Here is a 24019-nt window from a genome sequence, read left to right as displayed (position 1 = left end):
AAGCCGGCACATCCCCAGCCACCGTCCGCCGAGGCCCCATGACCGAACTCCGCACCCCCCAAGACGCCGCCGCCTGCCTGGTGGCCGCGGCCGAACACAGCGAGGCCGTCGAGGCCGTGGTCGAACTGCGCGAAGCCACCTGGCTGGTGCACCTGGAAACCGGCGGCGAGTGCGTGGTGGAGTGGGCGCAGCACCCCACGCGCCTGGTGCTCACCACCGCGCTGGGTGAGCCCTCCGAAGCGGCGCGGCCCAAGGTGCATTCGGCCGCCCTCACCTTCAACCTGCTGTGGGGCGAACTGGGCAGCATGCGCCTGGCCAAGGACGACGAGGACGAGACCCTGCTGCTGATCAACGACGTGTTCCTGGAAGACGAGTCGAACCGGCATATCGTGCTGGCCAACGAATTGCTGCGGCTGGAAGGCCTGCGCCTGCTGTGGACCATGTACATCGAGGGAGCGGATTCGTCCAACAGCGACGCGCCCAAGGTGCCGAGCGCCATGTTGACGCGCGCCTGAGTCGTGCCGATGCTCACGCCCACTCATTCCTATTGAGGCCCCCGCATGTCCACCAACACGCCCGCTTCCGACGACGCGACCGCAGCGCCCGCCAATGCAGAGGCGGACCAGCCCACGCCAGACACCAGCCCTGTCCGAGGCAACCTGATCTTCCGCCGCCCCGGTGTGGCGCCATCCGTTGCAGCCAACCCCAGGGACAGCGCGCGCCGCGAATGGCTGCTGGACCATGTGGCACGCCGCCAAGCGCGGCGCGACGCCACGGTGGCGCTGATGCGCAGCAGCCACCTGGCCGACGCGGCGGCGGCCGATCCACAGCTGCAGTCGGAACTGAGCCGGCTCATGGCCTTCCTGCGCGATGCGCCAGGCCCGGCGGGGCCCGATCCCGAGGGCGGCGCGGACGATCGCTGAACGCCGCTTCCCCGAAAAGACAAGGGCCCGTTTCAGGGCCCTTGTCTTTGGTGCATCGCCGCGCAGGCGATGCCTCTCAACCCGAGAACAGGAAGTTCATGACGTCGCCGTCCTTGACGACGTAGTCCTTGCCCTCGGCGCGCATCTTGCCCGCCTCCTTGGCGCCCTGCTCACCACCGTGAGCAATGTAGTCGTCGAAGGCGATGGTCTGGGCGCGGATGTAGCCCTTTTCGAAGTCGGTGTGGATCACACCGGCGGCCTGGGGACCGGTGTCGCCCACATGGATCGTCCAGGCACGAACTTCCTTCTCGCCAGCGGTGAAGTAGGTCTGCAGACCCAGCAGGCCGTACGCCGCGCGAATGAGGCGGTGCAGGCCAGGCTCCTCCAGCCCCATCTCTTCGAGGAACATCTGGCGATCGTCGTCGCTCATCTCGGCCATCTCGGCCTCGAGCTTGGCGCAGATGGCCACCACCGGCGCGTGCTGGGCCTCGGCGTAGGCCTTGAGGCGATCCAGCAGCGGGTTGTTCTCGAAACCATCCTCGGCCACGTTGGCCACGAACATGGCGGGCTTGGCGGTGATGAGGAACAGCGGCTTGAGCAGCGCACGGTCTTCCTTGGACAGGTCGAGCGTGCGCACGGGCTTGGCTTCGTTCAACGCGGCCTGGCATTTTTCCAGCACCAGCAGCAGCTTCTGCGCTTCTTTGTCACCTGCGCGGGCGGTCTTCTGCGCGCGCTGCACGCTCTTCTCGACCGTGGACAGGTCGGCCAGGCAGAGCTCCGTCTGAATCACCTCGATGTCGGCGATGGGGTCGACCTTGCCGGCCACGTGGATGACGTTCGGGTCTTCGAAGCAACGCACCACGTTCACGGTGGCGTCGGTCTCGCGGATGTGCGCGAGAAACTGGTTGCCCAGGCCTTCGCCCTTGCTGGCGCCGGCCACCAGGCCCGCGATGTCCACGAACTCGACGATGGCCGGCACGATGCGCTGCGGCTGGACCACCTTCGCGAGCTGCGCCAGGCGCGGATCAGGCACCTCGACCACGCCCGTGTTGGGCTCGATGGTGCAGAACGGGTAGTTCTCGGCCGCGATGCCGGCCTTGGTGAGGGCGTTGAAGAGCGTGGACTTGCCCACGTTGGGCAGGCCCACGATGCCGCATTTCAAGCTCATGGGAGAAACCTTTTGACGAACCCGGCAGTGTAGCCCAGGGGTGTTTTCGCCCCGCGTGGCGCGATCGTTCAAGACGACCGGCCGGCCGGCGCGCAGCATGCCGGCACCTCGGTACGGAGACCCGCCATGGAACTCGATATCAACGGACACCCCCAGGCCATCGCACCGGCCTGGCACGACGAACGCCTGCTCTGGGTGCTGCGCGAACACCTCGGCCTCGTGGGCACCAAACACGGCTGTGGGCAAGGCCATTGCGGTGCCTGCACGGTGTTGGTGGACGGCGCACCGGCGCGCAGCTGCCTGCTACCGGCCAGCGCCGCCGCCGGCCGGCGCATCACCACCGTGGAAGGCCTGGCCAGCGCCGGCCCGGGCCTGCACCCCGTCCAGCAGGCCTGGCTCGACGAGCGCGTGCCGCAATGTGGCTACTGCCAGGCCGGCCAGATCGTCGCCGCGGCTGCCCTGTTGCGCGCGCACCCGATACCCAGCGACGAGCAGATCGACGCCGCGCTGGCGGGGCATCTGTGCCGCTGCGGCACGCAGCAGCGCGTGCGCGCGGCGGTGCACCGCGCCGCCCGCGCGCTGGCCGGGGCTGTTCGATGAGGCGCCGCGCCATGCTCCAGGCGGGCGCGGGCCTTGCGGTGGGCTTTGCCTTGCCGGGCTGCACACTGCCCGTGTTCCCCCAGCGGCCGGTGTCGGGCTACGAGGACGCGCTCGGCTGGATCCACCACGAACAGGAGCGCTTCACGCTGCGCCTGCCCCGCGCCGAGATGGGCCAGCAGATCGCAACGGCGCTGCGCCAGGTGGCGGCGGATGAGTTGGGCGTGGACGCCCTGACCATCACGGTCGTCCTGCCCACCACCGGCGACACGGCCCGCGTGCGCGCCACGGTGGGCAGCGAATCGGTGCGCGACTTCGCGCTGCCCCTGGCGCAGGCCTGCGCCACCTTGCGCGAAGCCCTGGCGCGCGGTGACACCCACGGGCGGCTCGCCGCGCAAGCGCTGCCCGCCTCGTCGCTGCGCGCGTTCCGCCGCCGTCCCGAACAGCGCGCGCCCCTGCCGCTCGTGCACGGCCGCGAGATCGTCACCGGCGCCCCGCTGTACGTGGCGGATGTTCGGCCTGCCGGCCTGCTGTTCGGCCGCGTGCTGCGTGCGCCGACCTCGCCCGAACACCCATCGCGGCCATTGGAATGGAACGAGGCCGCCGCGCGCGCCGTGCCCGGCTTCGTCGCCCTGGTGCGCGACGAGCGCCTGCGCCTGGCCCAGGCCCACGGCCTGGGACTCGTGGCGCGCACGCCGGGTGCGCTCGATCGCATCGAGGCCGCCCTGGCCGTGCGCTGGCAGAGCGAGCGCAGCGGCCACGACGGTGACAGCGTCGCGCGCCTGCTCGACATCGATGCGCACCGCGCGCGCGGCCGGCCACCGCACGAGGTGCTCGACAGAGGCAAGGTGGCCGACGGCTCCGCCTGGGACGTCGATCTGCGCATCGACATTCCCTTCGCGGCCCACGCGGCCATCGAGCCGCGCGCGGCCGTGGCCGCGCCGGGCGCCGACGGCGCGCTCGATCTCTGGGTCGGCTCGCAGGACGCCTGGTACCAGCGCGACGTGGTGAGCAAGGCCCTGGGCCGCGACGCGGAGCGCGTGCGCGTGCACCCCTGCCGCGTCGGTGGCGCCTTCGGCGGCAAGACGATCTGCACGGTGGAGCTCGAGGCCGCGTTGCTGTGCGAATCGGTGCGCGCACCCGTGAAAGTGCAATGGACCCGCGCCCAGGAGTTCCGGCAGGGCTTCCATCGCCCGCCCTCCAGCCACCGCCTGCGCGCGCGGCTGCGCGAGGGGCGCCTGCTCGACTGGCAGCACCATTTCGCCAGCAGCCACATCCTGTTCACCTCCGCCGGCGTACCGGCCTGGCTGCAGCGCATCACCGACACCGTGGCCGGCGACCCCGGCGTGGCGCGCGGCGCCGCGCTGCCCTACCGCGTGCCCCATGCCGACGTGCGCTTCGCGCTGGTCCGCCTGCCGGTGTTCACCGGCCCCTGGCGCGGGCTGGGCGCGGGACCGAACGGCCTGGCCATCGAATCCGCCATCGACGAGTGCGCGCGTGCCGCCGGCCAGGACCCGGTCGAATTCCGCCTCGCCCACATCGCCGATGCGCGCCTGGCGCGCGTGCTGCGCGCCGCCGTGGCCGCCGCTCCCGCCGCGCCGAGCGGCCTGCGCAGCGGTCGCGGCGTGGCCTGCGGCACCTACAAGCAGCTCAGCCACGCGGCCGTGGTGGCCGACGTGCAGGTGGCGCTCGACGGCACGGTGCGCGTCACGCGCCTGGGCTGCGCGCACGACGGCGGCCACCTCATCGACCCCGACACCGTGCGCGCCCAGTGCGAAGGCAACCTGGTGTGGGGCCTGGGCATGGCCCTGAGCGACGCGCTCGGGGTCGCGGCCGCTGGCGTGGGCAGCGACAGCTTCGCCAGCGCGCCCATCCCGCGCATGACCGACCTGCCCCCTCTGGCGGTGGTGCTGATCGACGAAGGCGAGGCGCCGGGCGGCGCGGGCGAGACGGTCATCGTCGCCTCGGCGGCGGCGATCGCCAACGCCGTGCGCGCGGCCACCGGACACCGGGTCACGCGCTTTCCCATCGACCCGGCGGTTCTGGCGCAGACTTGAGGCCATGGACGATTTCGCACCGGCCGCGATGATGCGCGTGGTGCACCAGGGCCTGCGCCGCCAGGGCCTGGCACCGCCCCCCACCGCGCCCACCCACCTGGGCCGCGTGGCGCTGCCCGACAAACGCGCGCGCCTGCAAGCCCTGTGGCAGGCGCATGGCCCCGGCGTCATCGCGCGCTTGGGCGAAGCCGTGCACGATCTGTCGGACGACCCCCTGCTCACCGTCTTCGCGCCAGCGCGCGACCCCTTCGATCTGCTGGAACGTTGGCAGCGGCTGGAGCGCTTCGTGCATTCGCGCCACCGCGTCGAGGTGCGCGCCACGGGGCCGGCGGCGCTGAGCTGGCGCCACGTCTCGCTGCGTCGCGCGGCACCGCCCACCGACGCGGAAGACCTGCTGGTCGCCGGCCTGCTGCTGGCGCTGACACAGCGGCTGGGCGTGTCGGGCCTGCGCGCGCGACCGCTCGGCACGCGGGCCTGGCTGTTCGACGAGGGTTGGCGCGCCACGACGCGTTGGCCGTCGCGCCTGCACACCTGGGAATGGCAATGGAGCGGCACCAGCGCCCCACCGCCGGTGGACGACGCGCGCGCCCCACTCGCGCTGCTGCAGGCCGACCCCGCGCGCGGCTGGACGCTCGCGCGCCTGGCGCAGGCCATGGGACTGAGTTCACGCACCCTGCAGCGCCTGCTCGCCGGGCAGGGCGGGCACTTCAGCGGCCTGCTCGCCCAGGCGCGCCTGAACCATTCGGCGCACCAGCTCGCCGCTGGCGCGGCCTCGCTCGCCGAGGTGGGCTACCTGAGCGGCTTCGCCGACCAGCCGCACTTCACGCGGCAGTTCCGCGCCCACACCGGCCTGACGCCGGCGCAGTTCCGCGCCCAGTTCGGCACCAAGGCGTCGGGTCCGATCAGTCGAAGCGCCAGTCCGCGCTGACGCGCTGCCCCACGCGCAGCGTGCGGCCGTCGCCCTCCAGCACGATGGCATTCACGCCGAAGGTGATGGCGCCGCCCACGCGCGCGTCCGCGCGGTAGCCGCGCAGGGTGTCGCCCACCACGTGGCCCTGCAGCGCGGAATCCGGGTCGACGTCGGGGATCGAGCAGCGCGAACAGGGCTTCACCGGTTCGATCACCGCCGGGCCGTCGTCGGTGGTGATGGTCAGCGCGCCCACGCGGTCCTCGTCGTGCGACTGCAGGCCGCCGAGCACGATGTTCGGGCGCACGCGGCGCTGGTCCACCGGCGCGTGGCCATCGCCCACCAGGCGGGCGTTGAGTTCGTCGAGCGAGGCCGCGCTGGTCAGCAGCACCGCGAAGCCGTCGGCGAACTGGGTGCCGGCCTCGCGGCCACCGGTCCACTTCGGGTCGCTGGGGCGGCGCACCTCGGGGTCGAAGCGCGCCAGGCGCAGGCGCTTGAGCGGCTCGGGGGCGTCCGGCCCGAGGAAGTCGCTGAACCACTGGGCCGCGATGTCGCCCATGTCGTAGGCCTCGACGGTGTCGTTCCACACGCGCACGGTGGCCGGGTCCTCGGCCGCGTCCAGCGCCAGGTGCAGCGACAGCATGCCCGGCGCGCGCAGCACCAGTTGCCCCAGCTTGAAGCTGGGCTGGATCAGCGCCATGCGCGGCAACTCGCGCTGCGTCACGAATTCGCCTTGTTCGTCGACCACCATCCAGGCCCGGTCGTAGAGCAGGCCGGTGTCGGTCAGCTCGGCCTCCTCCAGGCGCACCCCCGCGCAGGACTTGACGGGGTAGATCCACAGTTGTTCGATGGTGGCCTGCACGTCGTCGGTGTCGCTCATGGTGGATGCGGAGGTGAATGCGGGGTATGGGTATCGGCGAAACGCCGGATTGTGCCGCGCTCCTAGAATCCCGCCCATGTCCAGTTCATCCTCCCCCCGACGCGCCGACGTGGCCATCCGCGGCGCCGGCGTGGTGGGCCAGGCGCTGGCCCTGCTGCTCGCGCAAGACCGCCTGCGCGTGGCCCTGGTGGCCCCCGACTCTCCCCCGCGCGCCCACGACGTGCGCGCCTACGCCCTGAACAAGGCCTCGCGCGAACTGCTCCTGTCCCTGCGCGCCTGGCCCGACGCCGTGCCCGGCGCCGTGACGCCCGTGCGCGCCATGCAGGTCTGGGGCGACGACGGCGGGCAACTGGGCTTCGATGCGGGCGAGCTGGGCGCCGAGGCCCTGGCCTGGATCGTGGACGTGCCCGCGCTGGAGCAGCGCCTGGCCGACGCGGTGGGTTTCGCCGCCGGCGTCGAACGGGTCACCGAGGCCCCGCCCGCCCGCCTGACCGTGGTGTGCGAGGGCCGCCACAGCGCCACCCGGGAAGCCCTGGGCATCGACTACGACACCCACGCCTATCCCCACAAGGCCCTGGCCGCGCGGCTGCGCGCCGAACAGCCGCACGGCGGGGTGGCGCGCCAGTGGTTCGCCCACGGCGAGGTGCTGGCCCTGCTGCCCATGGGCGGTGCCGACGGCCACGAACTCGCCCTGGTCTGGTCGCTGCCCGCGCAGCAAGCCGACGAATGGCTCAAAGCCGAGCCCGCGGTCTTCGCCGAGGCCGTGCAGGCGCGTTGCGCCCAGGCCCTGGGCGCCCTCACGCCGCTGGCCCCTGCACAGGCCTGGCCGCTGCAACTGTCGCGCGCGCAGCGCTGGTTCACCCACACGCCGCAGGGCGCGGTGGCCCTGGCCGGCGACGCCGCCCACGCCGTGCACCCGCTGGCCGGCCAGGGCCTCAACCTGGGCCTGGCCGATGCCGCCGAGCTGGCCCGCGTGTTGCACGCCCGCGAATACTGGCGCGAACTCGGCGACGCCAAACTGCTCAGACGTTACGAACGCGCCCGCGCGGCCGACGTCCAGGCCATGTCCGCCGTCACCGACGGACTGTTCTCGCTGTTCGGCCTGAGCGACCCGCGCGTGCAGTTGCTGCGCAACCGCGGACTCGCCGGCTTTCACCGCAGCGGCCCGCTCAAGCGCTGGTTCGCGCGCCAGGCCATGGGCCTGTCGCTCTGACCCGCCCCCTACCCGTTTCCCACGAGGCTTTCATGAATCTGCCGCTCAAGACCCTCTGGCTGCCGCTGCTCGCGTGCCTGGCCTTCGCCGCCTCGGCCAACGAAGCCACCATCCGCAAGAACCTGAGCGAGCGCCTGCCCAACCTGCCGCCCATCGAAGAGGTGAGCAAGACGCCCTTTCCCGGCGTCTGGGAGATCCGCATCAACCGCTCCGAGATCCTCTACTCGGACAGCGAGGGCAACTACCTGATGCAGGGTTCGATCTTCGACACCCGCAACCGCGTCGATCTGACCGAGCAGCGCACGCAAAAACTCAGCGCGGTCGATTTCTCCAGCCTGCCGCTGAAAGACTCGTTCAAGGTGGTGCACGGCAAGGGCACGCGCCAGATCGCCGTCTTCAGCGACCCCAACTGCGGCTACTGCAAGCGGCTGGAGAAGACCCTGGCCGACGTGGAGGACGTGACCATCCACGTGTTCATGTACCCCATCCTCGGCCCCGATTCCGTGAAGAAGGCCCAGTCGCTCTGGTGCGCCAAGGACAAGGGCAAGACCTACCTCGACTGGATGCTGCGAGGCACCGCCATCCCCAGCGCCAGCTGCGACACCGCCGCCGTGGAGCGCAACGTGGCTCTCGGCCGCGATCTGCGCATCAACGGCACGCCCACCATCTTCTTCGTCGATGGCACGCGCGTCCCGGGCGCCATCGACGCCGAGCGCCTCGAGACCCTGCTCAAGAGCGCCAAGGCCAAATGAGCACCGCACGGCCGCCCGAAAGGGCTCGCACCGCAGCGCGCTGCGCGAAGGTTGTCCTGTGACCACACGGCGCCGTTCCCCGCGCACAGAGGCCGCCGTTCACTACCGCATCGCGGTGGAGAACCCGCACAGCCACCTGCTGGCGGTCACGCTCACCGTCGACCGGCCCGCCGAGGGGCAGCGCTTCGCGCTGCCGGTGTGGATTCCCGGCAGCTACCTGGTGCGCGAGTTTTCCCAGCACCTGCAAGGCCTGAGTGCGCGCCAGGGCGGCCAAGCGGTGGCGCTCAGGCAACTCGACAAGCACCGCTGGCAGGCCGACAGCGCGGCGAACCAGCCGCTGGAACTGCGCTATCAGGTCTACGCCTTCGACGCCTCGGTGCGCACCGCTTTCCTGGACGCCACGCGCGGCTTCTTCAACGCCACCAGCACCTGCTTGCGCGCCATCGGCTTCGAAGACCAGGCCCATGCGCTCACGCTCGAACGCGGTGCGGCGCCCGACGATTGGCAAGCCGCCAGCGGCCTGGGTGCCCTGCGCGCGGACGACGCGGGCTTCGGTGACTACCTCGCCGCCGACTACGACGAACTCGCCGACTGCCCCTTCACGCTCGGGCGCTTCTTCAGCGCCGAGTTCGTGGCCGGCGGCGTGCCACACCGCTTCGTGCTCACGGGCGCGGGCGGCTGGGTCGACACCGAGCGCCTGATCGAGGACACGCGCCGCATCTGCGACGCCCAGATCGCCTTCTGGCACGGCGATGGCGCCCCGCCCTTCGAGCGCTACGTCTTCATGCTGCACGCCAGTGGCGATGGTTACGGCGGCCTCGAGCACCGCAACAGCACCGCCCTCATCTGCCAGCGCAACGACCTGCCGCGCACCGGCGCCCAGGACCGCGCGCTCAAGGCCAGCGATGGCTACACCACGCTGCTGGGGCTCATCAGCCACGAGTACTTCCACACCTGGAACGTCAAGCGCCTGCGGCCCAGGGAGTTCGCGCGCTATGGCTACGACGGCGAGAACTACACCGAGCTGCTGTGGTTCTTCGAAGGCTTCACCAGCTACTACGACGACCTGTTCCTGCGCCGCGCCGGCCTGATCGACGACGCCACCTACCTGCAGCTCGTGGCCAAGAACATCAACCAGGTGAACCAGACGCCGGGGCGCCTGCTGCAAAGCGTGGCCCAGGCCAGCTTCGACGCCTGGGTGAAGTACTACCGCATCGGCGAGAACACGCCCAACGCCACGGTGAGCTACTACACCAAGGGCGCGCTGGTGGCGCTGTGCCTGGACCTCACGCTGCGCGACGAAGGCCGCGGCTCGCTGGACGAACTCATGCGCGAGCTCTGGCGCCGCTGCGAAGGCGGCCCCATGCGAGAGAGCGACGTGCGCGCCGCGCTGCGCCGCGTGGGCGGCCGCAGCTACGACGGCGAACTCGCCGCCTGGGTGCACGGCACGGATGACCTGCCCGCCGAGCGCCTGCTCAAGGCCCTGGGCGCCAAACCGCAGCACGACGCCGCGCCGCTCGCCCAGCGCCTGGGCCTGCGCGTGAGCGAAGCGGGCGGCGCGCTCACCATCAAGACCGTGCTGCGGGGCGGCGCCGCCGAAGCCGCCGGCTTCGCAGCGGGTGACGAGTGGCTGGGCGTGGAGTTCGCGCCCGCGCGGCGCGGCGCGCCGGCGGAGGCCTGGCGCGTGCACCGCCTGGACGAGGTCGATGCCCTGCGCGGCTCGCGCGTGAAGCTCACGGCCTTGGTCTCGCGCGATCGGCAGTTGCTGCGGCTGGCGCTGAGCTGGCCCGCCGAGCAGCAGGCCCTGCGCCTGGGCGTGGACGACGCCCAGCGCCTGGGAAGCTGGCTGAGCGCCTGAGCGCCGGTGTGGCTCGGTGCCGCCTCAGGGCAGGCGCGAGGCCACGTCCTGATCGAACTGCGCGACCGTCGCGGCGTTCTTGAAGTTCAGCAGGCCGTCGCGCACGCGCGGCAGGATGGCCTGGAGATCGGCCGGCGTCTTGCACGCCTCGATGCGCATGGCCAGCGGCTCGCCCATGGGGCCCAGCTGGTCGTTGACGAAGCGGACCATCAGGCGGCGCGCGTCGGCAAAGGGCAGTGCCGGCACTGCGGGCACGGCATCGGTGAGCACCGGCACCCCCACGGGGGCGCCAACGGCTCCGTTGAGCACGGCCGCGCCCGCGGCGGCCGCCTCGCCCTCCACCCAGCCTTGCGCGGCCAGTTGCTCCAGCAGGGGGGCCGCGTCGGTCCCCAGCAGCTTGTCGAACTCGGCCACGCTGCGCTTGCCGTCCACCATGATCAACAGGGAACGCAGGCGCGGGCCCAGGCCGGCGGGGCGGCTGGTCAGGGCCTCGCGGCCCTGCTCCGTCTTGAAGAAGATGAGCTGTTTGTCCATCACATCCCAGGCTTTCGCCGGGAATGTAACGATACCCCCAGGGGGTGACCAGCGGGTTTGACCTCAATTCGCCACAAACCCGCCCCCGCCCGTGCGGTTCATCGCGGCCGCTGGTCGATCACCCGCTTGGCCTTGCCCTGGCTGCGCTCCACGCCGCCCTCGGCGATCAGCACCACCTCGATGCTGGTGCCCACGAAGGTCTTCACGTCGTGCTGCAGTTCACGCGCGGCGCCGCGCGCCTCCTCGGTCTCGGGCGACAGGCCCGGGCGCGTCTCCACGCGCACGGTCAGGCAGTCCATGGGGCCTTCGCGCGTGAGCACGCACTGGTAGTGCGCGGTCAGGGCGGCGCGCTTGAGGATCAGCTCCTCGATCTGCGTGGGAAACACGTTGACGCCGCGCACGATCATCATGTCGTCGCTGCGGCCGGTGATCTTCTCCATGCGCCGCATGGTGCGCGCCGTGCCCGGCAGCAGCCGCGTGAGGTCGCGCGTGCGGTAGCGAATGATGGGCAAGGCCTCTTTCGTCAGGCTGGTGAACACCAACTCACCCAGCTCGCCATCGGGCAGCACCTCGCCCGTCTCGGGGTCGATGATCTCGGGGTAGAAATGGTCTTCCCAGATGGTCGGGCCGTCCTTGGTCTCCACGCACTCGTTGGCCACGCCGGGGCCCATGACCTCGCTCAGGCCGTAGATGTCCACCGCGTCGATGCCCATGCGCCGCTCGATGGCCAGACGCATGTCGTTGGTCCAGGGCTCGGCGCCGAAGATGCCGATGCGCAGGCTGCTGTCGCGCGGGTCCAGGCCCTGGCGCTCGAACTCGTCGGCGATGGCCAGCATGTAGCTCGGCGTGACCATGATGATGTCGGGCCGGAAGTCCTGCATGAGTTGCACCTGCCGCTCCGTCTGGCCGCCCCCGAAGGGCACCACCGTCAGGCCCAGCTTCTCGGCACCGTAGTGCGCGCCCAGCCCGCCAGTAAAGAGGCCATAGCCGTAGCTCACGTGCACCAGGTCGCCGGGGCGCGCGCCGCTGGCGCGGATGCTGCGCGCCACCACTTGCGCCCAGGTGTCGATGTCGCGCTGCGTGTAGCCCACCACCGTGGGCTTGCCCGTGGTGCCGCTGCTGGCGTGGATGCGCGCGCAGCGCTCGCGCGGCACGGCGAACATGCCGAAGGGGTAGTTGTCGCGCAGGTCGGCCTTGGTGGTGAAGGGAAACTTCGCCAGGTCCGCCAGCGAGCGGCAGTCGTCGGGGTGCACGCCCGCGGCGTCGAACTTGGCGCGGTAGACCGGCGAGTTGGCGTAGGCGTGGGCCAGCGTGGCGCGCAGGCGCTTGAGTTGCAGCGCGCGCAACTCGTCGACGCTGGCCTTTTCGATCGGCTCAAGGGGGAAGGCGTTCATTCGTGGGCCTCTTCGGGAAACACGTGGCCGGGGATCTGCGCGCTCTTGCCGCGAAACATCGCCACCACCTCGCCGCGCTGGTTGCTGACCTTCATGTCGTAGATGCCGTGGCGGCCCGACAGCGTCTGCTCGACGCCTTCGCAGGTGAGCACGTCGCCCGCGTGCGCGGGGCGCAGGAACTCGATGCTGCAGCCGGCCGCCACCGCGTTGCGGTTGTGGCTGTTGCACGCGAAGGCGAAGGTGGAGTCGGCCAGCGTGAAGATGAAGCCGCCGTGGCAGATCTGGTGGCCGTTGAGGTGCAGCGGCTTGACCGCCATGCGCATGGTGGCGCGGCCGGGGCCGCAGGCCAGCAGCTCCATGCCCATGGTGTCCTTGCTGGCGGTGTCGACGGCGAACATGGTGGTGCCCACCTTCTCGGCGCGTTGCTCGGGCGTCATCACCCCCCCTTGAAGCGCGCGGGGCGCTTCTCGCGAAAGGCCATCACGCCCTCGATGTAGTCGTGCGTCTTGCCCAGGGCGGACTGCGTGTCGCGCTCGGCGTCGAGCTGCTGGCTGAAGCTGCGCGTGGAGGCCTCGCGCAGCAGGCCGCGCGTGGCCACCAGGGCCTTCGTGGGCATCGCAGCGAGCTTGTCGGCCAGGGCCAGTGCGCTGGCCACGCAATCCTCGGACACGTCCCAGACCATGCCCCAGTCCTTGGCCTGCTGGGCGGGCAGCTTGTCGCCCGTCATGGCCAGGGCCATGGCGCGCGCCAGGCCCAGGCGCTCCACCAGCAGCCAACTGCCGCCGGCGTCGGGGATCAGGCCGATCTTGCTGAAGGCCTGGATGAAGCTGGCGCCCGGCGCGGCGATGGCGATGTCGCAACACATGGCGATGGAGGCGCCCGCGCCCGCCGCCACGCCGTTGACGGCCGCGATCGTCGGCATGCGCAGCGCCATGAGCCGGCGCGCGGTGGGGTTGAAGGCCTGCTCGATCACGGGGCCGGGGTCGGCGCGCGTCACCAGGTCCGGGCCGGGCTCGAAGTCGAACTCGGCCAGGTCGGCGCCCGCGCAGAAGCCGCGGCCCGCGCCCGTGATGACCAGCGCACGGATCGCGGCATTGGCCTCGGCGCGGTCCAGCGCGGCCCACAGGTCGCGGTGCATGGCGCGCGTGAAGCTGTTCAGCGCCTCGGGGCGGTTCAGGGTCAGCAGGGCCACGGCCCCGCGTTCCTCGTACACCACGGTGGTGTCGCTCATCGTGTCTCCTCGTTGGGTGGCTGGGCGGCAATTTACCATTAACCAACCGATCGGTCGGCTAATATTTTCCCTGAGGCTATAGTGGCCGGCTGGACAAAACCACCACCCCCGAGGAGATCCATGAGCACCGCCCCCGAATGCATCACCGTGCGCACCGAAGGCCGCGTCGGCATCGTCACGCTCAACCGCCCCAAGCAACTCAACGCGCTGAACAACCAGCTCATGGACGAGCTGGGCGCCGCCCTCAAGGCCTTCGACGCCGACGAGCACATCGGCTGCATGATCGTCACCGGCAGCGAGAAGGCCTTTGCCGCGGGCGCCGACATCGGCGCCATGGCGACCTACACCTTCGCCGACGTCTACAAGGGCGACTACATCACCCGCAACTGGGAAACCATCCGCTCGGTGCGCAAGCCGGTGATCGCGGCCGTCAGCGGCTTCGCGTTGGGCGGCGGCTGCGAGCTGGCCATGATGTGCGACTTCATCATCGCCGCCGACAACGCGAAGTTCGGCCAGCCGGAGATCAAGCTGGGCATCATCCCCGGCGCCGGTGGCACGCAGCGCCTGCCGCGCGCCGTGGGCAAGTCCAAGGCCATGGACCTGGCGCTCACCGCCCGCATGATGGACGCCGTCGAGGCCGAGCGCGCCGGCCTGGTGAGCCGCGTGGTGCCGCTGGACAAGCTCATGGACGAGGCCCTGGGCGCCGCGCTCATCATCTGCGGCTTCTCCCAGCTCGCCGTGATGGCGGCCAAGGAATCGGTCAACCGCGCCTTCGAAAGCGGCCTGTCCGATGGCGTGATGTTCGAGCGCCGCATGTTCCACGCCCTGTTCGCCACGCAGGACCAGAAGGAAGGCATGGCGGCCTTCGTGGCCAAGCGCCCGGCAGACTTCAAGAACGCCTGAGGCCGGTTCAAACCGGCGCTTCCCATGGGCTATAATGCGCGGCTTCGGCGATATAGCTCAGTTGGTTAGAGCGCAGCATTCATAATGCTGATGTCGGTGGTTCAAGTCCACCTATCGCCACCAGACAGCGAGGCGGGTTCCGGCAACGGAACCCGCCTTTTTCATTCCCGCCGCCCGATCCGCCATGGCCCTCAAGTCCACCGTCTTCAAGGCGAACCTGCAGGTCGCCGACATCGACCACGGCTACTACGCCGACCACGCCCTCACCCTGGCCCGCCACCCCAGCGAGACCGACGAGCGCATGATGGTCCGCCTGGCGGCGCTGGCATTGAACGCGCACGAGCTGGTCGACACCTGCAAGGGCGACGGCACCCTGGCCTTCGGCGCGGGCCTGTCCGACCCGGACGACCCCGACCTGCACCTCACCGACTTCACCGGCCGCAAGCGCCTGTGGGTGGAGGTGGGCCAGCCCGAGGACAAGCCCATGGCCAAGGCCTGCGGCCAGGCCGACGCGGTGCGCGTCTACGCCTTCGGCCCCGCGGCCGAGGTCTGGTGGCGCGGCATCGAAGGCAAGCTCACCCGGCTGGACAAGCTGCAGGTCTGGCGCCTGCCCGCCGAGGCCGCGCCCGCGCTGGCGGCGCTGGCCGAGCGCAGCATGCAACTGCAGGCCACGGTGCTCGAAGGCGTGCTCACGCTGAGCGGCGAGCGCGGCAGCGTGAGCCTGGAGCCGATCCGCTGGCGGTGAAGTGAGCGCGTGAGACAATCGCGCCTTCGTTCAGCCTCTGGATCTACACCATGAACCGCTGTCTCATCCCCCTCGTGATCGCACTGGCCCTGGGGGGCGCCGCGCAGGCGCAACCGCAGATGTCCACCTCGACCACCACCACGGTGCTGCCGGCCGCCACCAGCGCCCAGCCGGGCGTTCGCCAGTTTCCCAAGCAGGCCTTGCGCGGCACCATGACCGTCAAGCAGCCGCCCTACCTCGAGATGGACGACCGCGTCACCCGCTTCACGCCGGGCGCGCGCATCCTCGACGAAGACAACCGCATCCGGCAGTCGGCCGCGTTCGTGAACCGCGAGCTCACGGTCAACTACCTCATGGACCGCCAGGGCCAGGTCACCCAGGTCTGGGTCCTCACCGAGGCCGAGAAGAAGGAGCGCCGCCCCACGCTGGGCGTGGAGCGCAACTTCACGTTCGAATCGCAGCAGGGCGCGGCCACCCCGACGACCCTGCCCGCCAAAGCCAACTGATCCCCCCGTGAATGCGCGCCCCGCCCCGGGGTGCATCGGGCGCACCGCGCCCGCAGGAGCCATGCCATGAGCGAACAGAGCCCACACAAGAAAGTGTTCATCAAGACCTTCGGTTGCCAGATGAACGAGTACGACTCGGACAAGATGGCCGACGTGCTGGGCGCGGCCCAGGGCTATGAGCCCACCGACGACCCCGAGCAGGCCGACCTGATCCTCTTCAACACCTGCTCGGTGCGCGAGAAGGCGCAGGAGAAGGTGTTCTCCGACCTCGGCCGCGTGAAGCACCTCAAGCAGAAGGGCGTGCTCATCGGCGTGGGCGGCTGCGTGGCCAGCCAGGAGGGCGAGGCCATCATCCAGCGCGCGCCCTTCGTGGACGTGGTCTTCGGCCCGCAGACCCTGCACCGCCTGCCCGAGCTGCTCGCGCAGCGCGAGCGCCAGGCGAAGCCTCAGGTGGACATCAGCTTCCCCGAAATCGAGAAGTTCGACCACCTGCCGCCGGCCAAGGTGGATGGCGCCTCCGCCTTCGTCTCCATCATGGAGGGCTGCTCCAAGTACTGCAGCTACTGCGTGGTGCCCTACACGCGCGGCGAAGAGGTGAGCCGCCCCTTCGACGACGTGCTGGTGGAGATCGCCGGCCTGGCCGACCAGGGCGTGAAGGAGGTGACGCTGCTGGGCCAGAACGTCAACGCCTACCGCGGCGCCATGGGCGACACGGCCGAGATCGCCGACTTCGCCCTGCTCATCGAGTACGTCGCCGACATCCCGGGCATCGAGCGCATCCGCTACACCACCAGCCACCCCAACGAGTTCACGCCGCGCCTGATCGAGGCCTACGCGAACGTGCCCAAGCTGGTGAACCACCTGCACCTGCCCGTGCAGCATGGCAGCGACCGCATCCTCATGGCCATGAAGCGCGGCTACACCGCCATGGAATACAAGAGCACGATCCGCAAGCTGCGCGCGATCCGGCCCGACATTTCCATGAGCAGCGACTTCATCGTCGGCTTCCCCGGGGAAACCGAGGACGATTTCAACAAGATGATGAAGCTCATCGAGGACGTGGGCTTCGACAGCAGCTTCTCCTTCATCTTCAGCCCCCGCCCCGGCACGCCCGCGGCCAACCTGGCCGACGACACACCGCACGAGGTCAAGCTCAAGCGCTTGCAGCACCTGCAGGCCACCATCGAGGCCAATGTGCGCCGCATCAGCGCCAGCCGCGAAGGCACGGTGCAACGCATCCTGGTGGAAGGCGCCGCGCGCCGGCCAGGGCCCAACGGCGCCGCCGAACTCATGGGCCGCACCGAGTGCAACCGCATCGTCAACTTCGACGGCGGTCCGCAGGGTGCGCGCCTGATCGGCCGGATGCTCGACGTGCGCATCACACAGGCGTTGCCGCATTCCCTGCGCGGTGAGGTGCTGGTGAGCGAAACCGCCTGAGGCAAGGGAGCGCGTGCGACCCTCATCGCTGTCCTTCCAGCAACTGCTGCTGGTCGCCTTCCTGCTCATCGGGGCGCTGCTCGGTGGCGCGGCGGTGCGCTCGCTGCTCTCGCTGGAGACCCTCCTGCAACAAAGCCGCGAAGGCGCGGAGCAGGCGATCGCCCTGTCCACCGCCGCCCAATCGCTGTCCGAGCGCAGCCTCACCATGGAGCGCGCGGCGCGCCAGTCACTGGTGCTGCGCGACACCCAGTTGCGCCAGCGCTTCACCGAAGCCGCGAGCGACGCGCGCAACATCCTGCAGCGCCTGCAGGACAACGAACTGCCGCCCGAGTTCGCGCAGAACTGGCGCGAGCGGATGCAGGTGGTGGCCGACCTGCTCGACGGACCGCCCGAGACCGCGCTGGACCGCGAGCGCGACGTGGCAAGGGCCTTTCGTGAACTGGACGGCCACAGCGCCTCCATCGCGCAGAAGGTGCAGTCCATCATCGCCGGGCGCAACGCCGCGCTGCAGGCGCGCTTCCAGCGCAACCAGGACCAGCTCACCCGCACGGTGACCGGGGCCATCCTGCTGGCCGCCGGCATGGCCTTGGGCTTCGGCGTCTGGCTGGCCAAGCCGTTCAAGCGGCTGGAGCGCGCCATCGTCTCGCTGGGCGAGAACCAGCTCGACCAGCCGATCGACATCGTCGGCCCGCGCGACGTGCGCCGCGTGGGCCAGCAGCTCGACTGGCTGCGCCTGCGCCTGATGGAGCTCGACGCCGACAAGGCACGCTTCCTGCGCCACATCTCGCACGAGTTGAAGACACCCCTGGCCTCGCTGCGCGAGGGTGTCTCGGTCTTGGGCGACGGCATCGCCGGCCCGCTCAACCCCGACCAGGCCGAGGTGGTCAACATCCTGCAGCACAACACCCAGGCGCTGCAGACGCAGATCGAGGCGTTGCTGCGCTTCAACGCCGTGGCTTTCGAGGCACGCCAGCTCAAGCGCGAGCGCACCGACCTGCGCGGCCTGCTCGACGACCTGGTGGAGGCGCAACGCCTGCACTGGCTGGCGCACGGCTTGCAGGTGCGCGTGGAAGGCGAGCCGGTCTGGCTGCAGATCGACCGCGAAAAAATGGCCTCGGCGATCGGCAATCTGCTGCTCAACGCCATCCGTTTTTCACCGCAAGGTGGCACCATCCGCCTGGTGCTGCTGAGCCTGCCCGGTCGCGTCAGCATCGACATCGTCGACCAGGGGCCCGGCGTGGCCCCGGCCGACCGCGACCGCATCTTCGAACCCTTCTACCGGGGCGAACGCCAGCCCGAGGGCGCGGTGCGCGGCACCGGCATCGGCCTGTCCATCGTCCATGAATACATCGTCGCCCACGGCGGCCGCGTCGAGTTGCTCGCCGGCACCCCGGGCGCCCACTTTCGCATCGAGTTGCCCCATGCCACATGACCCCGCGCGCACCCCAGCGCCCGCCCCCTTCGGCCACACCCGCGCACGGGTCGGGCTCTGGCTGGCCACCTGCGCCCTGAGCGCCTGCGCCACCACGCCCCTGCCGCCCGCCACACCCGTGAGCGCGCCCCAGCCCCCTGTGAGCACTGCCGCGCCCCAGCCGACCCAGGCACACGCCCCGGCGCCCGTGACTGCGCCCCCCACCACCGCCGTGGCGGCGTCCTCCCTGGTGCAAGCCGCGCCGGCCAGCGCGCCGGAGGGCGAGGCCGCCGCGCGACTGCTGCGCTACGCCGACCGTGTCCGCAGCCTCACGCCCGCCGAACTGGGCCTGGAGATCGCCGCCCTGGGCGACCCAGGCAGCGCGCCCGAGCGGCAACTGCAGCTCTCGCTCGCGCTGATGCACCTGAACCAGCCCGTGGAGACCGCCCGCGCGCTCGGCCTGGCCCAGCGCGTGGCCAACAACCCCGCGCCCGAAGCCGCGCCGCTCAAGCCCCTGGCCCGCCTGCTGGTCCAGCGCTTCATGGAACAGCGCAAGCTGGAGGAGGCGATGGACAAGCAGGCCGCGCAACTGCGCGACCACCAGCGCCGCATCGACCAGCTCAACGAGCGCCTGGAGGCCATGCGCGCCATCGAGCGCAGCATCAACAACCGCGCGCCGGCGCCCGCAGCGCCAGCGCCGCGCGCACCCTGACCCGGGGCCCGGCATGAGCGAACACCCGCACCACCGCGCCCGCATCCTCGTCGTCGACGACGATCCGGACATGCTGCGCCTGCTGTCCATGCGCCTGGGCTCGGCCGGCTACCAGGTCACGGCCGTGGGCTCAGCCGAGGCGGCGCTGGCCCAGCTCGAGATCGAGCGCCCTCAGCTCGTGCTGTCGGACGTGCGCCTGCCCGGGCGCGATGGCCTGGCCCTGTTCGCCGACGTGCGCGCGCGCCACCCCTCGCTGCCGGTGATCCTGCTCACCGCGCACGGCACCATCCCCGACGCGGTGGACGCCACCGCGCGCGGCGTGTTCGGCTACCTCACCAAGCCCTACGAAGCCAAGGAACTGCTCGACAAGATCGCCCAGGCCCTGGCGCTGAGCACGCCGGCCGGGCCCTCGCGGCGCGCCGACGAGGCCTGGCGCCGCGACATCGTGAGCCGCTCCAACCGCATGGACGACCTGCTGGCCGAGGCGCGCATGGTCGCGCAGAGCGACGCCAGCGTGCTGCTGCGAGGTGACTCGGGCACCGGCAAGGAGATGCTGGCGCACGCCATCCACAAGGCCAGCGCACGCGCCGGCAAGCCCTTCGTGGCCGTCAACTGCGGCGCCATCCCCGAGGCCCTGCTCGAATCCGAGTTGTTCGGCCACATGAAAGGCGCCTTCACCGACGCCGTGAGCAACCACAAGGGCCTGTTCCAGGCCGCCGACGGCGGCACGCTGCTGCTCGACGAGATCGGCGACATGCCGCCCGCGCTGCAGGTCAAGCTGCTGCGCGTGCTGCAGGAGCGCGCGGTGCGCCCGCTGGGCTCCAGCCAGTCGGTGCCGGTGGACGTGCGCATCATCTCCGCCACGCACCGCGACCTGGAGGCCGCCATGGCCGAAGGCCAGTTCCGCGAGGACCTGTACTACCGCCTCAACGTCGTCACGCTCACCCTGCCCACCCTGGCCGAGCGGCGCGAGGACATCCCCCTGCTGGCCAACCACTTCCTCGCCAAGCTGGCCGCCAAGTACGGCAAGCGCAGCTCGGGCTTCGCGCCCGAGGCGCTCAAGGCCCTGACCATGGCCACCTGGCCCGGCAACGTGCGCCAGCTCTACAACGTGGTCGAGCAGGTCTGCGCCCTGTCCACCACGCCGCTGGTGCCCCTGGCCCTGGTGCAGCGGGCGCTGCGCACGCCCTCGGTGGAGGTGCTCAGCTTCACCGAGGCGCGCCAGCGCTTCGAACGCGACTACCTGGTGGACTTGCTCAAGATGACCGACGGCAACGTGGCCGACGCCGCGCGCCTGGCCCAGCGCAACCGCACGGAGTTCTATCGCCTGCTGCAGAAGCACGCGCTCACCCCGGGGCTGTTCAAGAGCGACGGGGCCGGCGCCCCCGACAGCGGCGGGGATGAGGCTGTCGCCGATACCTGACAGCCGAAGATCATTGATTTTGTTGGGATTTTTTCCGACCACCCCACCATCCGTCGCCGATCGACGACAAATTCGAGGGTTTACCCGCATTTCAAGGGCCTGTCTGGCCAAAATGCCGATCTCGGCGGCGCCAAGCCGTTGATCTGAAAGCACTTTTCCAATTTGGCACGGGGCTTGCCCTTGAGGGGGCATGCCCTTGGTTTTTCCCCTCCCCCTGCGTGCGACGGCCTGGCGCGTGAGCGGCCTGCTGGCCGCGCTGGCGCTGGTGTCCTCGCCGGCCCGGGCCCTGAGCTGGGAGCAGCTCGCCCACCTCGCCCAGACCCGTGCCGCCGAACCCTGGCGCGAAAGCGGCGACAAGCTGCCACCCGCCCTGGCCAACATCACCTACGACCAGCTGCGCGACATCCGCTTTCGCACCGAGCGCTCCACCTGGCGCAACCTGAACCTGCCGTTCGAGGCGCAGTACTTCCACCTGGGCCTGTACCAGACACAGCCCGTGCGCATCCACGAGGTCGCGCCCGATGGCCAGGTGCGCACCCTGCCCTACCGCGCCGAGGACTTCCACTTCGGCAAGAACACCTTCGACACCAGCGGCTGGGGCGACCTCGGCCACGCGGGCTTTCGCCTGCACTACCCGCTCAACAACATCGCCTACAAGGACGAACTCGCCGTCTTCCTCGGCGCCAGCTACTTCCGCGCCCTGGGCGCGCAACAGGGCTACGGGCTGTCGGCGCGCGGCCTGTCCATCGACACGGTGGGCGGCAAGGGCGAGGAATTCCCCCGCTTCAGCGAGTTCTGGCTGCGCCGCCCCGCCGCCGACGCGCGCGAGCTCACGGTCATGGCCCTGCTCGAATCGCAGCGCGTCACGGGCGCTTACGAGTTCGTCATCCGCCCCGGCTTCACCACCACCATGAGCGTGCGCCTGCGCCTGTTCGCGCGCGATGGCACCGGGCCGGTGGCCACGCTGGGCATCGCACCGCTCACCAGCATGTTCCTGTCGGGTGAGAACCAGCCCCTGCCCGGCGACTTCCGCCCCGAAGTGCACGACTCCGATGGCCTGATGCTCGTCACCGGCGAAGGCGAATGGATGTGGCGCCCGCTGCAGCGGCCCAAGGCCATCGCCGTGAGCTCCTTCAGCACCACCAACCCGCGCGGCTTCGGCCTCATGCAGCGCGACCGGCGCTTCGCCAGCTACGAAGACGTCGAGGCCCGCTACGAGCGCCGCCCCAGCGCCTGGGTGCAACCGGTGGGCAACTGGGGCGCCGGCCGTGTGGAACTGGTGCAGTTGCCCACGCCCGACGAGACGCACGACAACATCGTCGCCTACTGGGTGCCGGCGCAGCCGCTGGTGCCCGGCCAGCCGATGGAACTGCGCTACGACCTGGCCTGGCAGGGTGACGAGCAGCAGCGCCCGCCCTCGAGCTGGGTGACGCAGAGCCGCCGCGGCTACGGCTACACCAAGCTCAACGCCGCCGAACAGGCCGCCCAGCCCAAGTTCGTGCTCGACTTCGCCGGCCCCGCGCTGGACGCCCTGCCCGCCGGCGCCACCGTCGAGCCCAAGATCAGCACCAACGCCAACGGCCGCGTGCTCGAAGCCGTTGCCTACCCCAACCCGGCCACGCGCACCTGGCGCCTGAGCCTTCGCGTCGAGCGCATCGACCCCACCCAACCGGTCGAACTGCGCGCCTTCCTCCAACACCAGCAACACACCGTGAGCGAAACATGGACGCAACTTCTGCTGCCCGAATGAAGCCCCGCAGCCTCCTGCGGGAAGAGCGTCACCCGAACGCGGTGACTGCGCCCCCCATCAACCGTGGCTCCATGACGCCGCGCCCCTGGCGCGGCTTCTGGAACAGCATCGGCACCGCCCTGCTCAGCACAGCCAGCGGCCTGCTGCCCCCGTACGGCCAGAACCAGGGCCAGCGCACCGCGCCGGCGGGCGAGCCGCTGGAGCCCTGGCAGAACGCGGCCAACTGGCGCCGCGCGATCTTCGTCGGGCTCACCTTGGCCTGGACGCTGATGGCCGGCCTGATGTTCTGGCAACTGCAACCCGAAGGCGGCAACGGCCTGCTGCGCGTCGCGCAGCTCACGCTGTTCGTGGTGCTCTCGGCCTGGGTGCTCACCGGCTTCGTCACCGCGCTCATGGGCTTCTGGGTCTCGCTCTTTGGCGACCGGCACACGCTGCGCGCCGCCGAGGTGCGCGACCACGTGATGAACCCCGAGGCGCGCACCGCCATCATCATGCCCATCTGCAACGAAGACGTCGCCACCGTCTTCGCCGGCCTGCGCGCCACCTGCGAGTCGCTCGCCGCCACCGGCGAATCGAAGGTCTTCGACGTCTTCGTGCTGTCCGACAGCTACGACCCGCAGATCCAGCGCGCCGAGCGCGCCGCGTGGGAGAACCTGCGCAGCGAACTCGCCACCAGCGGCCTGCCCGCCATCGAGGTGTACTACCGCCTGCGCACGCGCCGCACCCACCGCAAGGCCGGCAACGTGGCGGACTTCTGCCGCCGCTGGGGCAAGGACTACCGCTACATGGTCGTGCTCGACGCCGACAGCGTCATGAGCGGCCGCTGCCTGGCCGACATGGTCAAGCTGATGGAAGCGCACCCGCGCGCCGGCATCATCCAGACCGCCACCCAGGCCGTGGGCCACGCCACGCTGCATGCGCGCTCGCAGCAGTTCGCCTCGCGCGTCACCGGCCGCTTGTTCACGCTGGGCATGCAGTTCTGGCAGCTTGGCGAATCGCACTACTGGGGCCACAACGCCATCATCCGGCTCGAGCCCTTCATGAAGCACTGCGCGCTGGCGCCCATCAAGGGCACGGGCGGCATGTCCGGCGGCATCCTGTCGCACGACTTCGTCGAGGCCGCGCTGATGCGCCGCGCCGGCTACCACGTGTGGCTGGTGTCCGACCTGCAGGGCAGCTACGAGCAGCAACCGCCCGACCTGCTGAGCGAGCTGCAGCGCGACCGCCGCTGGTGCCAGGGCAACCTGCAGAACGCGCGCCTGATGGCCGAGCCCGGCATCCACCGCGTGCACCGCAGCATGTTCGCCATCGGCGCCATGTCCTACCTGTCGGCGCCGCTGTGGCTGGGCTTCCTCACCATCGGCACCGCCCTGTGGGTGGCCGACAGCACCCTGCTGCCGAGCTGGCACGCCCTGCCTGCCGAGCTGCGCGGCCTGTGGGTCTGGACGCTGTGTCTGCTCTTCATGCCGCGCATCCTGGGTCTGATCGCCGTCTTCCTCAAGCGCGAGCAGCGCCAGTTCGGTGGCACCGGCACGCTGATGCTCAGCGCCGTGGCCGAGACCGTGCTGGCCGTGCTGCAGGCGCCCATCCGCATGCTGGCGCACTCGCTGTTCGTGCT

At 70.7% G+C, this 24019-nt stretch carries 23 protein-coding genes and 1 tRNA gene; 18 read left to right on the top strand and 6 right to left on the bottom strand.

What is annotated here, in order from left to right; all coding sequences use genetic code 11:
- The first annotated feature begins 38 nt into the window (after positions 1 to 38).
- A complete protein-coding gene (locus VLG41_RS08610; protein WP_325348984.1) occupies positions 39 to 515 on the top strand; it encodes a type III secretion system chaperone in 477 nt (158 codons plus the stop codon).
- Between the two features lie 45 nt (positions 516 to 560).
- The gene (locus VLG41_RS08605) at positions 561 to 923 is read left to right on the top strand and encodes a hypothetical protein (RefSeq protein ID WP_325348983.1); all 363 of its coding nucleotides are present in this window, start codon (positions 561 to 563) and stop codon (positions 921 to 923) included.
- A gap of 76 nt (positions 924 to 999) precedes the next feature.
- On the opposite strand, the gene ychF is transcribed toward VLG41_RS08605, so the two are convergent.
- On the bottom strand, positions 1000 to 2091 hold the full coding sequence (gene ychF, locus VLG41_RS08600) for a redox-regulated ATPase YchF (RefSeq protein ID WP_325348982.1): 1092 nt from the start codon (positions 2089 to 2091) through the stop codon (positions 1000 to 1002).
- A 126-nt stretch (positions 2092 to 2217) separates the two neighbouring features.
- On the opposite strand from ychF, the gene VLG41_RS08595 reads away from it, so the two are divergent.
- The 3 genes from VLG41_RS08595 to VLG41_RS08585 are packed head-to-tail and all read left to right on the top strand — an operon-like array spanning position 2218 to position 5673.
- The gene (locus VLG41_RS08595) at positions 2218 to 2691 is read left to right on the top strand and encodes a (2Fe-2S)-binding protein (RefSeq protein ID WP_325348981.1); all 474 of its coding nucleotides are present in this window, start codon (positions 2218 to 2220) and stop codon (positions 2689 to 2691) included.
- 11 nt (positions 2692 to 2702) lie between these two features.
- Positions 2703 to 4745: a xanthine dehydrogenase family protein molybdopterin-binding subunit gene (locus tag VLG41_RS08590; protein ID WP_325348980.1), complete on the top strand. Its 2043-nt coding sequence runs from the start codon at positions 2703 to 2705 to the stop codon at positions 4743 to 4745.
- A gap of 4 nt (positions 4746 to 4749) precedes the next feature.
- The gene (locus tag VLG41_RS08585) at positions 4750 to 5673 is read left to right on the top strand and encodes an AraC family transcriptional regulator (RefSeq protein ID WP_325348979.1); all 924 of its coding nucleotides are present in this window, start codon (positions 4750 to 4752) and stop codon (positions 5671 to 5673) included.
- On the opposite strand, the gene VLG41_RS08580 is transcribed toward VLG41_RS08585, so the two are convergent.
- The gene (locus VLG41_RS08580) at positions 5648 to 6532 is read right to left on the bottom strand and encodes an MOSC domain-containing protein (RefSeq protein ID WP_325348978.1); all 885 of its coding nucleotides are present in this window, start codon (positions 6530 to 6532) and stop codon (positions 5648 to 5650) included. The two genes, VLG41_RS08585 and VLG41_RS08580, sit on opposite strands and share 26 nt — an antisense overlap.
- Before the next feature lie 76 nt (positions 6533 to 6608).
- Here VLG41_RS08580 and VLG41_RS08575 point away from each other — a divergent pair, with 76 nt between their 5' ends.
- Genes VLG41_RS08575 through VLG41_RS08565 form a run of 3 tightly spaced genes read left to right on the top strand, consistent with a single transcriptional unit; the run spans position 6609 to position 10355 of the window.
- Positions 6609 to 7745 carry an FAD-dependent monooxygenase gene (locus tag VLG41_RS08575; protein WP_325348977.1) on the top strand — a complete coding sequence of 379 codons (1137 nt, stop codon included), beginning with the start codon at positions 6609 to 6611 and terminating at the stop codon, positions 7743 to 7745.
- A 32-nt stretch (positions 7746 to 7777) separates the two neighbouring features.
- On the top strand, positions 7778 to 8497 hold the full coding sequence (locus VLG41_RS08570; protein WP_325348976.1) for a DsbC family protein: 720 nt from the start codon (positions 7778 to 7780) through the stop codon (positions 8495 to 8497).
- 58 nt (positions 8498 to 8555) lie between these two features.
- A complete protein-coding gene (locus VLG41_RS08565) occupies positions 8556 to 10355 on the top strand; it encodes a peptidase M61 (protein ID WP_325348975.1) in 1800 nt (599 codons plus the stop codon).
- A gap of 24 nt (positions 10356 to 10379) precedes the next feature.
- Here the strand turns inward: VLG41_RS08565 and VLG41_RS08560 are convergent, their stop codons facing one another.
- From VLG41_RS08560 to VLG41_RS08545, 4 genes are all read right to left on the bottom strand, one after another.
- Positions 10380 to 10889: a hypothetical protein gene (locus VLG41_RS08560; protein WP_325348974.1), complete on the bottom strand. Its 510-nt coding sequence runs from the start codon at positions 10887 to 10889 to the stop codon at positions 10380 to 10382.
- A gap of 98 nt (positions 10890 to 10987) precedes the next feature.
- Positions 10988 to 12283: a phenylacetate--CoA ligase PaaK gene (gene paaK / locus VLG41_RS08555; protein WP_325348973.1), complete on the bottom strand. Its 1296-nt coding sequence runs from the start codon at positions 12281 to 12283 to the stop codon at positions 10988 to 10990.
- Complete coding sequence (gene paaI / locus VLG41_RS08550) at positions 12280 to 12681, bottom strand: hydroxyphenylacetyl-CoA thioesterase PaaI (protein ID WP_414652473.1); 402 nt, start codon at positions 12679 to 12681, stop codon at positions 12280 to 12282. Before paaI ends, paaK begins: the two co-directional genes overlap by 4 nt.
- 38 nt (positions 12682 to 12719) lie before the next feature.
- Positions 12720 to 13514 carry an enoyl-CoA hydratase-related protein gene (locus tag VLG41_RS08545; protein WP_325348971.1) on the bottom strand — a complete coding sequence of 265 codons (795 nt, stop codon included), beginning with the start codon at positions 13512 to 13514 and terminating at the stop codon, positions 12720 to 12722.
- A gap of 120 nt (positions 13515 to 13634) precedes the next feature.
- Here VLG41_RS08545 and VLG41_RS08540 point away from each other — a divergent pair, with 120 nt between their 5' ends.
- The 10 genes from VLG41_RS08540 to mdoH all read left to right on the top strand — a co-directional run.
- Positions 13635 to 14417 (top strand): enoyl-CoA hydratase, encoded by a 783-nt coding sequence (locus VLG41_RS08540; protein ID WP_325348970.1) that lies wholly within the window; start codon positions 13635 to 13637, stop codon positions 14415 to 14417.
- 46 nt (positions 14418 to 14463) lie between these two features.
- Positions 14464 to 14540 (top strand) — tRNA-Met (locus VLG41_RS08535).
- 61 nt (positions 14541 to 14601) lie between these two features.
- Positions 14602 to 15162: a YaeQ family protein gene (locus VLG41_RS08530; RefSeq protein WP_325348969.1), complete on the top strand. Its 561-nt coding sequence runs from the start codon at positions 14602 to 14604 to the stop codon at positions 15160 to 15162.
- A gap of 50 nt (positions 15163 to 15212) precedes the next feature.
- Positions 15213 to 15668: a hypothetical protein gene (locus VLG41_RS08525; protein ID WP_325348968.1), complete on the top strand. Its 456-nt coding sequence runs from the start codon at positions 15213 to 15215 to the stop codon at positions 15666 to 15668.
- A gap of 66 nt (positions 15669 to 15734) precedes the next feature.
- Positions 15735 to 17105, top strand: coding sequence for a tRNA (N6-isopentenyl adenosine(37)-C2)-methylthiotransferase MiaB (miaB, locus tag VLG41_RS08520; RefSeq protein ID WP_325348967.1), 1371 nt, complete (start codon positions 15735 to 15737; stop codon positions 17103 to 17105).
- Between the two features lie 13 nt (positions 17106 to 17118).
- Positions 17119 to 18537, top strand: a complete 1419-nt coding sequence (locus VLG41_RS08515; RefSeq protein ID WP_325348966.1) for a sensor histidine kinase — start codon at positions 17119 to 17121, stop codon at positions 18535 to 18537.
- Entirely contained in the window at positions 18527 to 19228 is a 702-nt protein-coding gene (locus tag VLG41_RS08510; protein WP_325348965.1) for a hypothetical protein, read from the top strand. Before VLG41_RS08515 ends, VLG41_RS08510 begins: the two co-directional genes overlap by 11 nt.
- Before the next feature lie 13 nt (positions 19229 to 19241).
- A complete protein-coding gene (locus VLG41_RS08505) occupies positions 19242 to 20651 on the top strand; it encodes a sigma 54-interacting transcriptional regulator (protein WP_325348964.1) in 1410 nt (469 codons plus the stop codon).
- Positions 20652 to 20841: 190 nt separating this feature from the next.
- Positions 20842 to 22401 carry a glucan biosynthesis protein G gene (locus tag VLG41_RS08500; protein ID WP_325348963.1) on the top strand — a complete coding sequence of 520 codons (1560 nt, stop codon included), beginning with the start codon at positions 20842 to 20844 and terminating at the stop codon, positions 22399 to 22401.
- Positions 22398 to 24019, top strand: a 1622-nt coding sequence (gene mdoH / locus VLG41_RS08495) for a glucans biosynthesis glucosyltransferase MdoH (RefSeq protein ID WP_325348962.1), incomplete at its 3' end; no start/stop codon positions are given. The genes VLG41_RS08500 and mdoH, both read left to right, overlap by 4 nt.

It is taken from the genome of Hydrogenophaga sp., assembly GCF_035481345.1.
Lineage (GTDB): Bacteria > Pseudomonadota > Gammaproteobacteria > Burkholderiales > Burkholderiaceae_C > Hydrogenophaga.
This window is presented reverse-complemented; position numbering and strand designations above follow the sequence as displayed.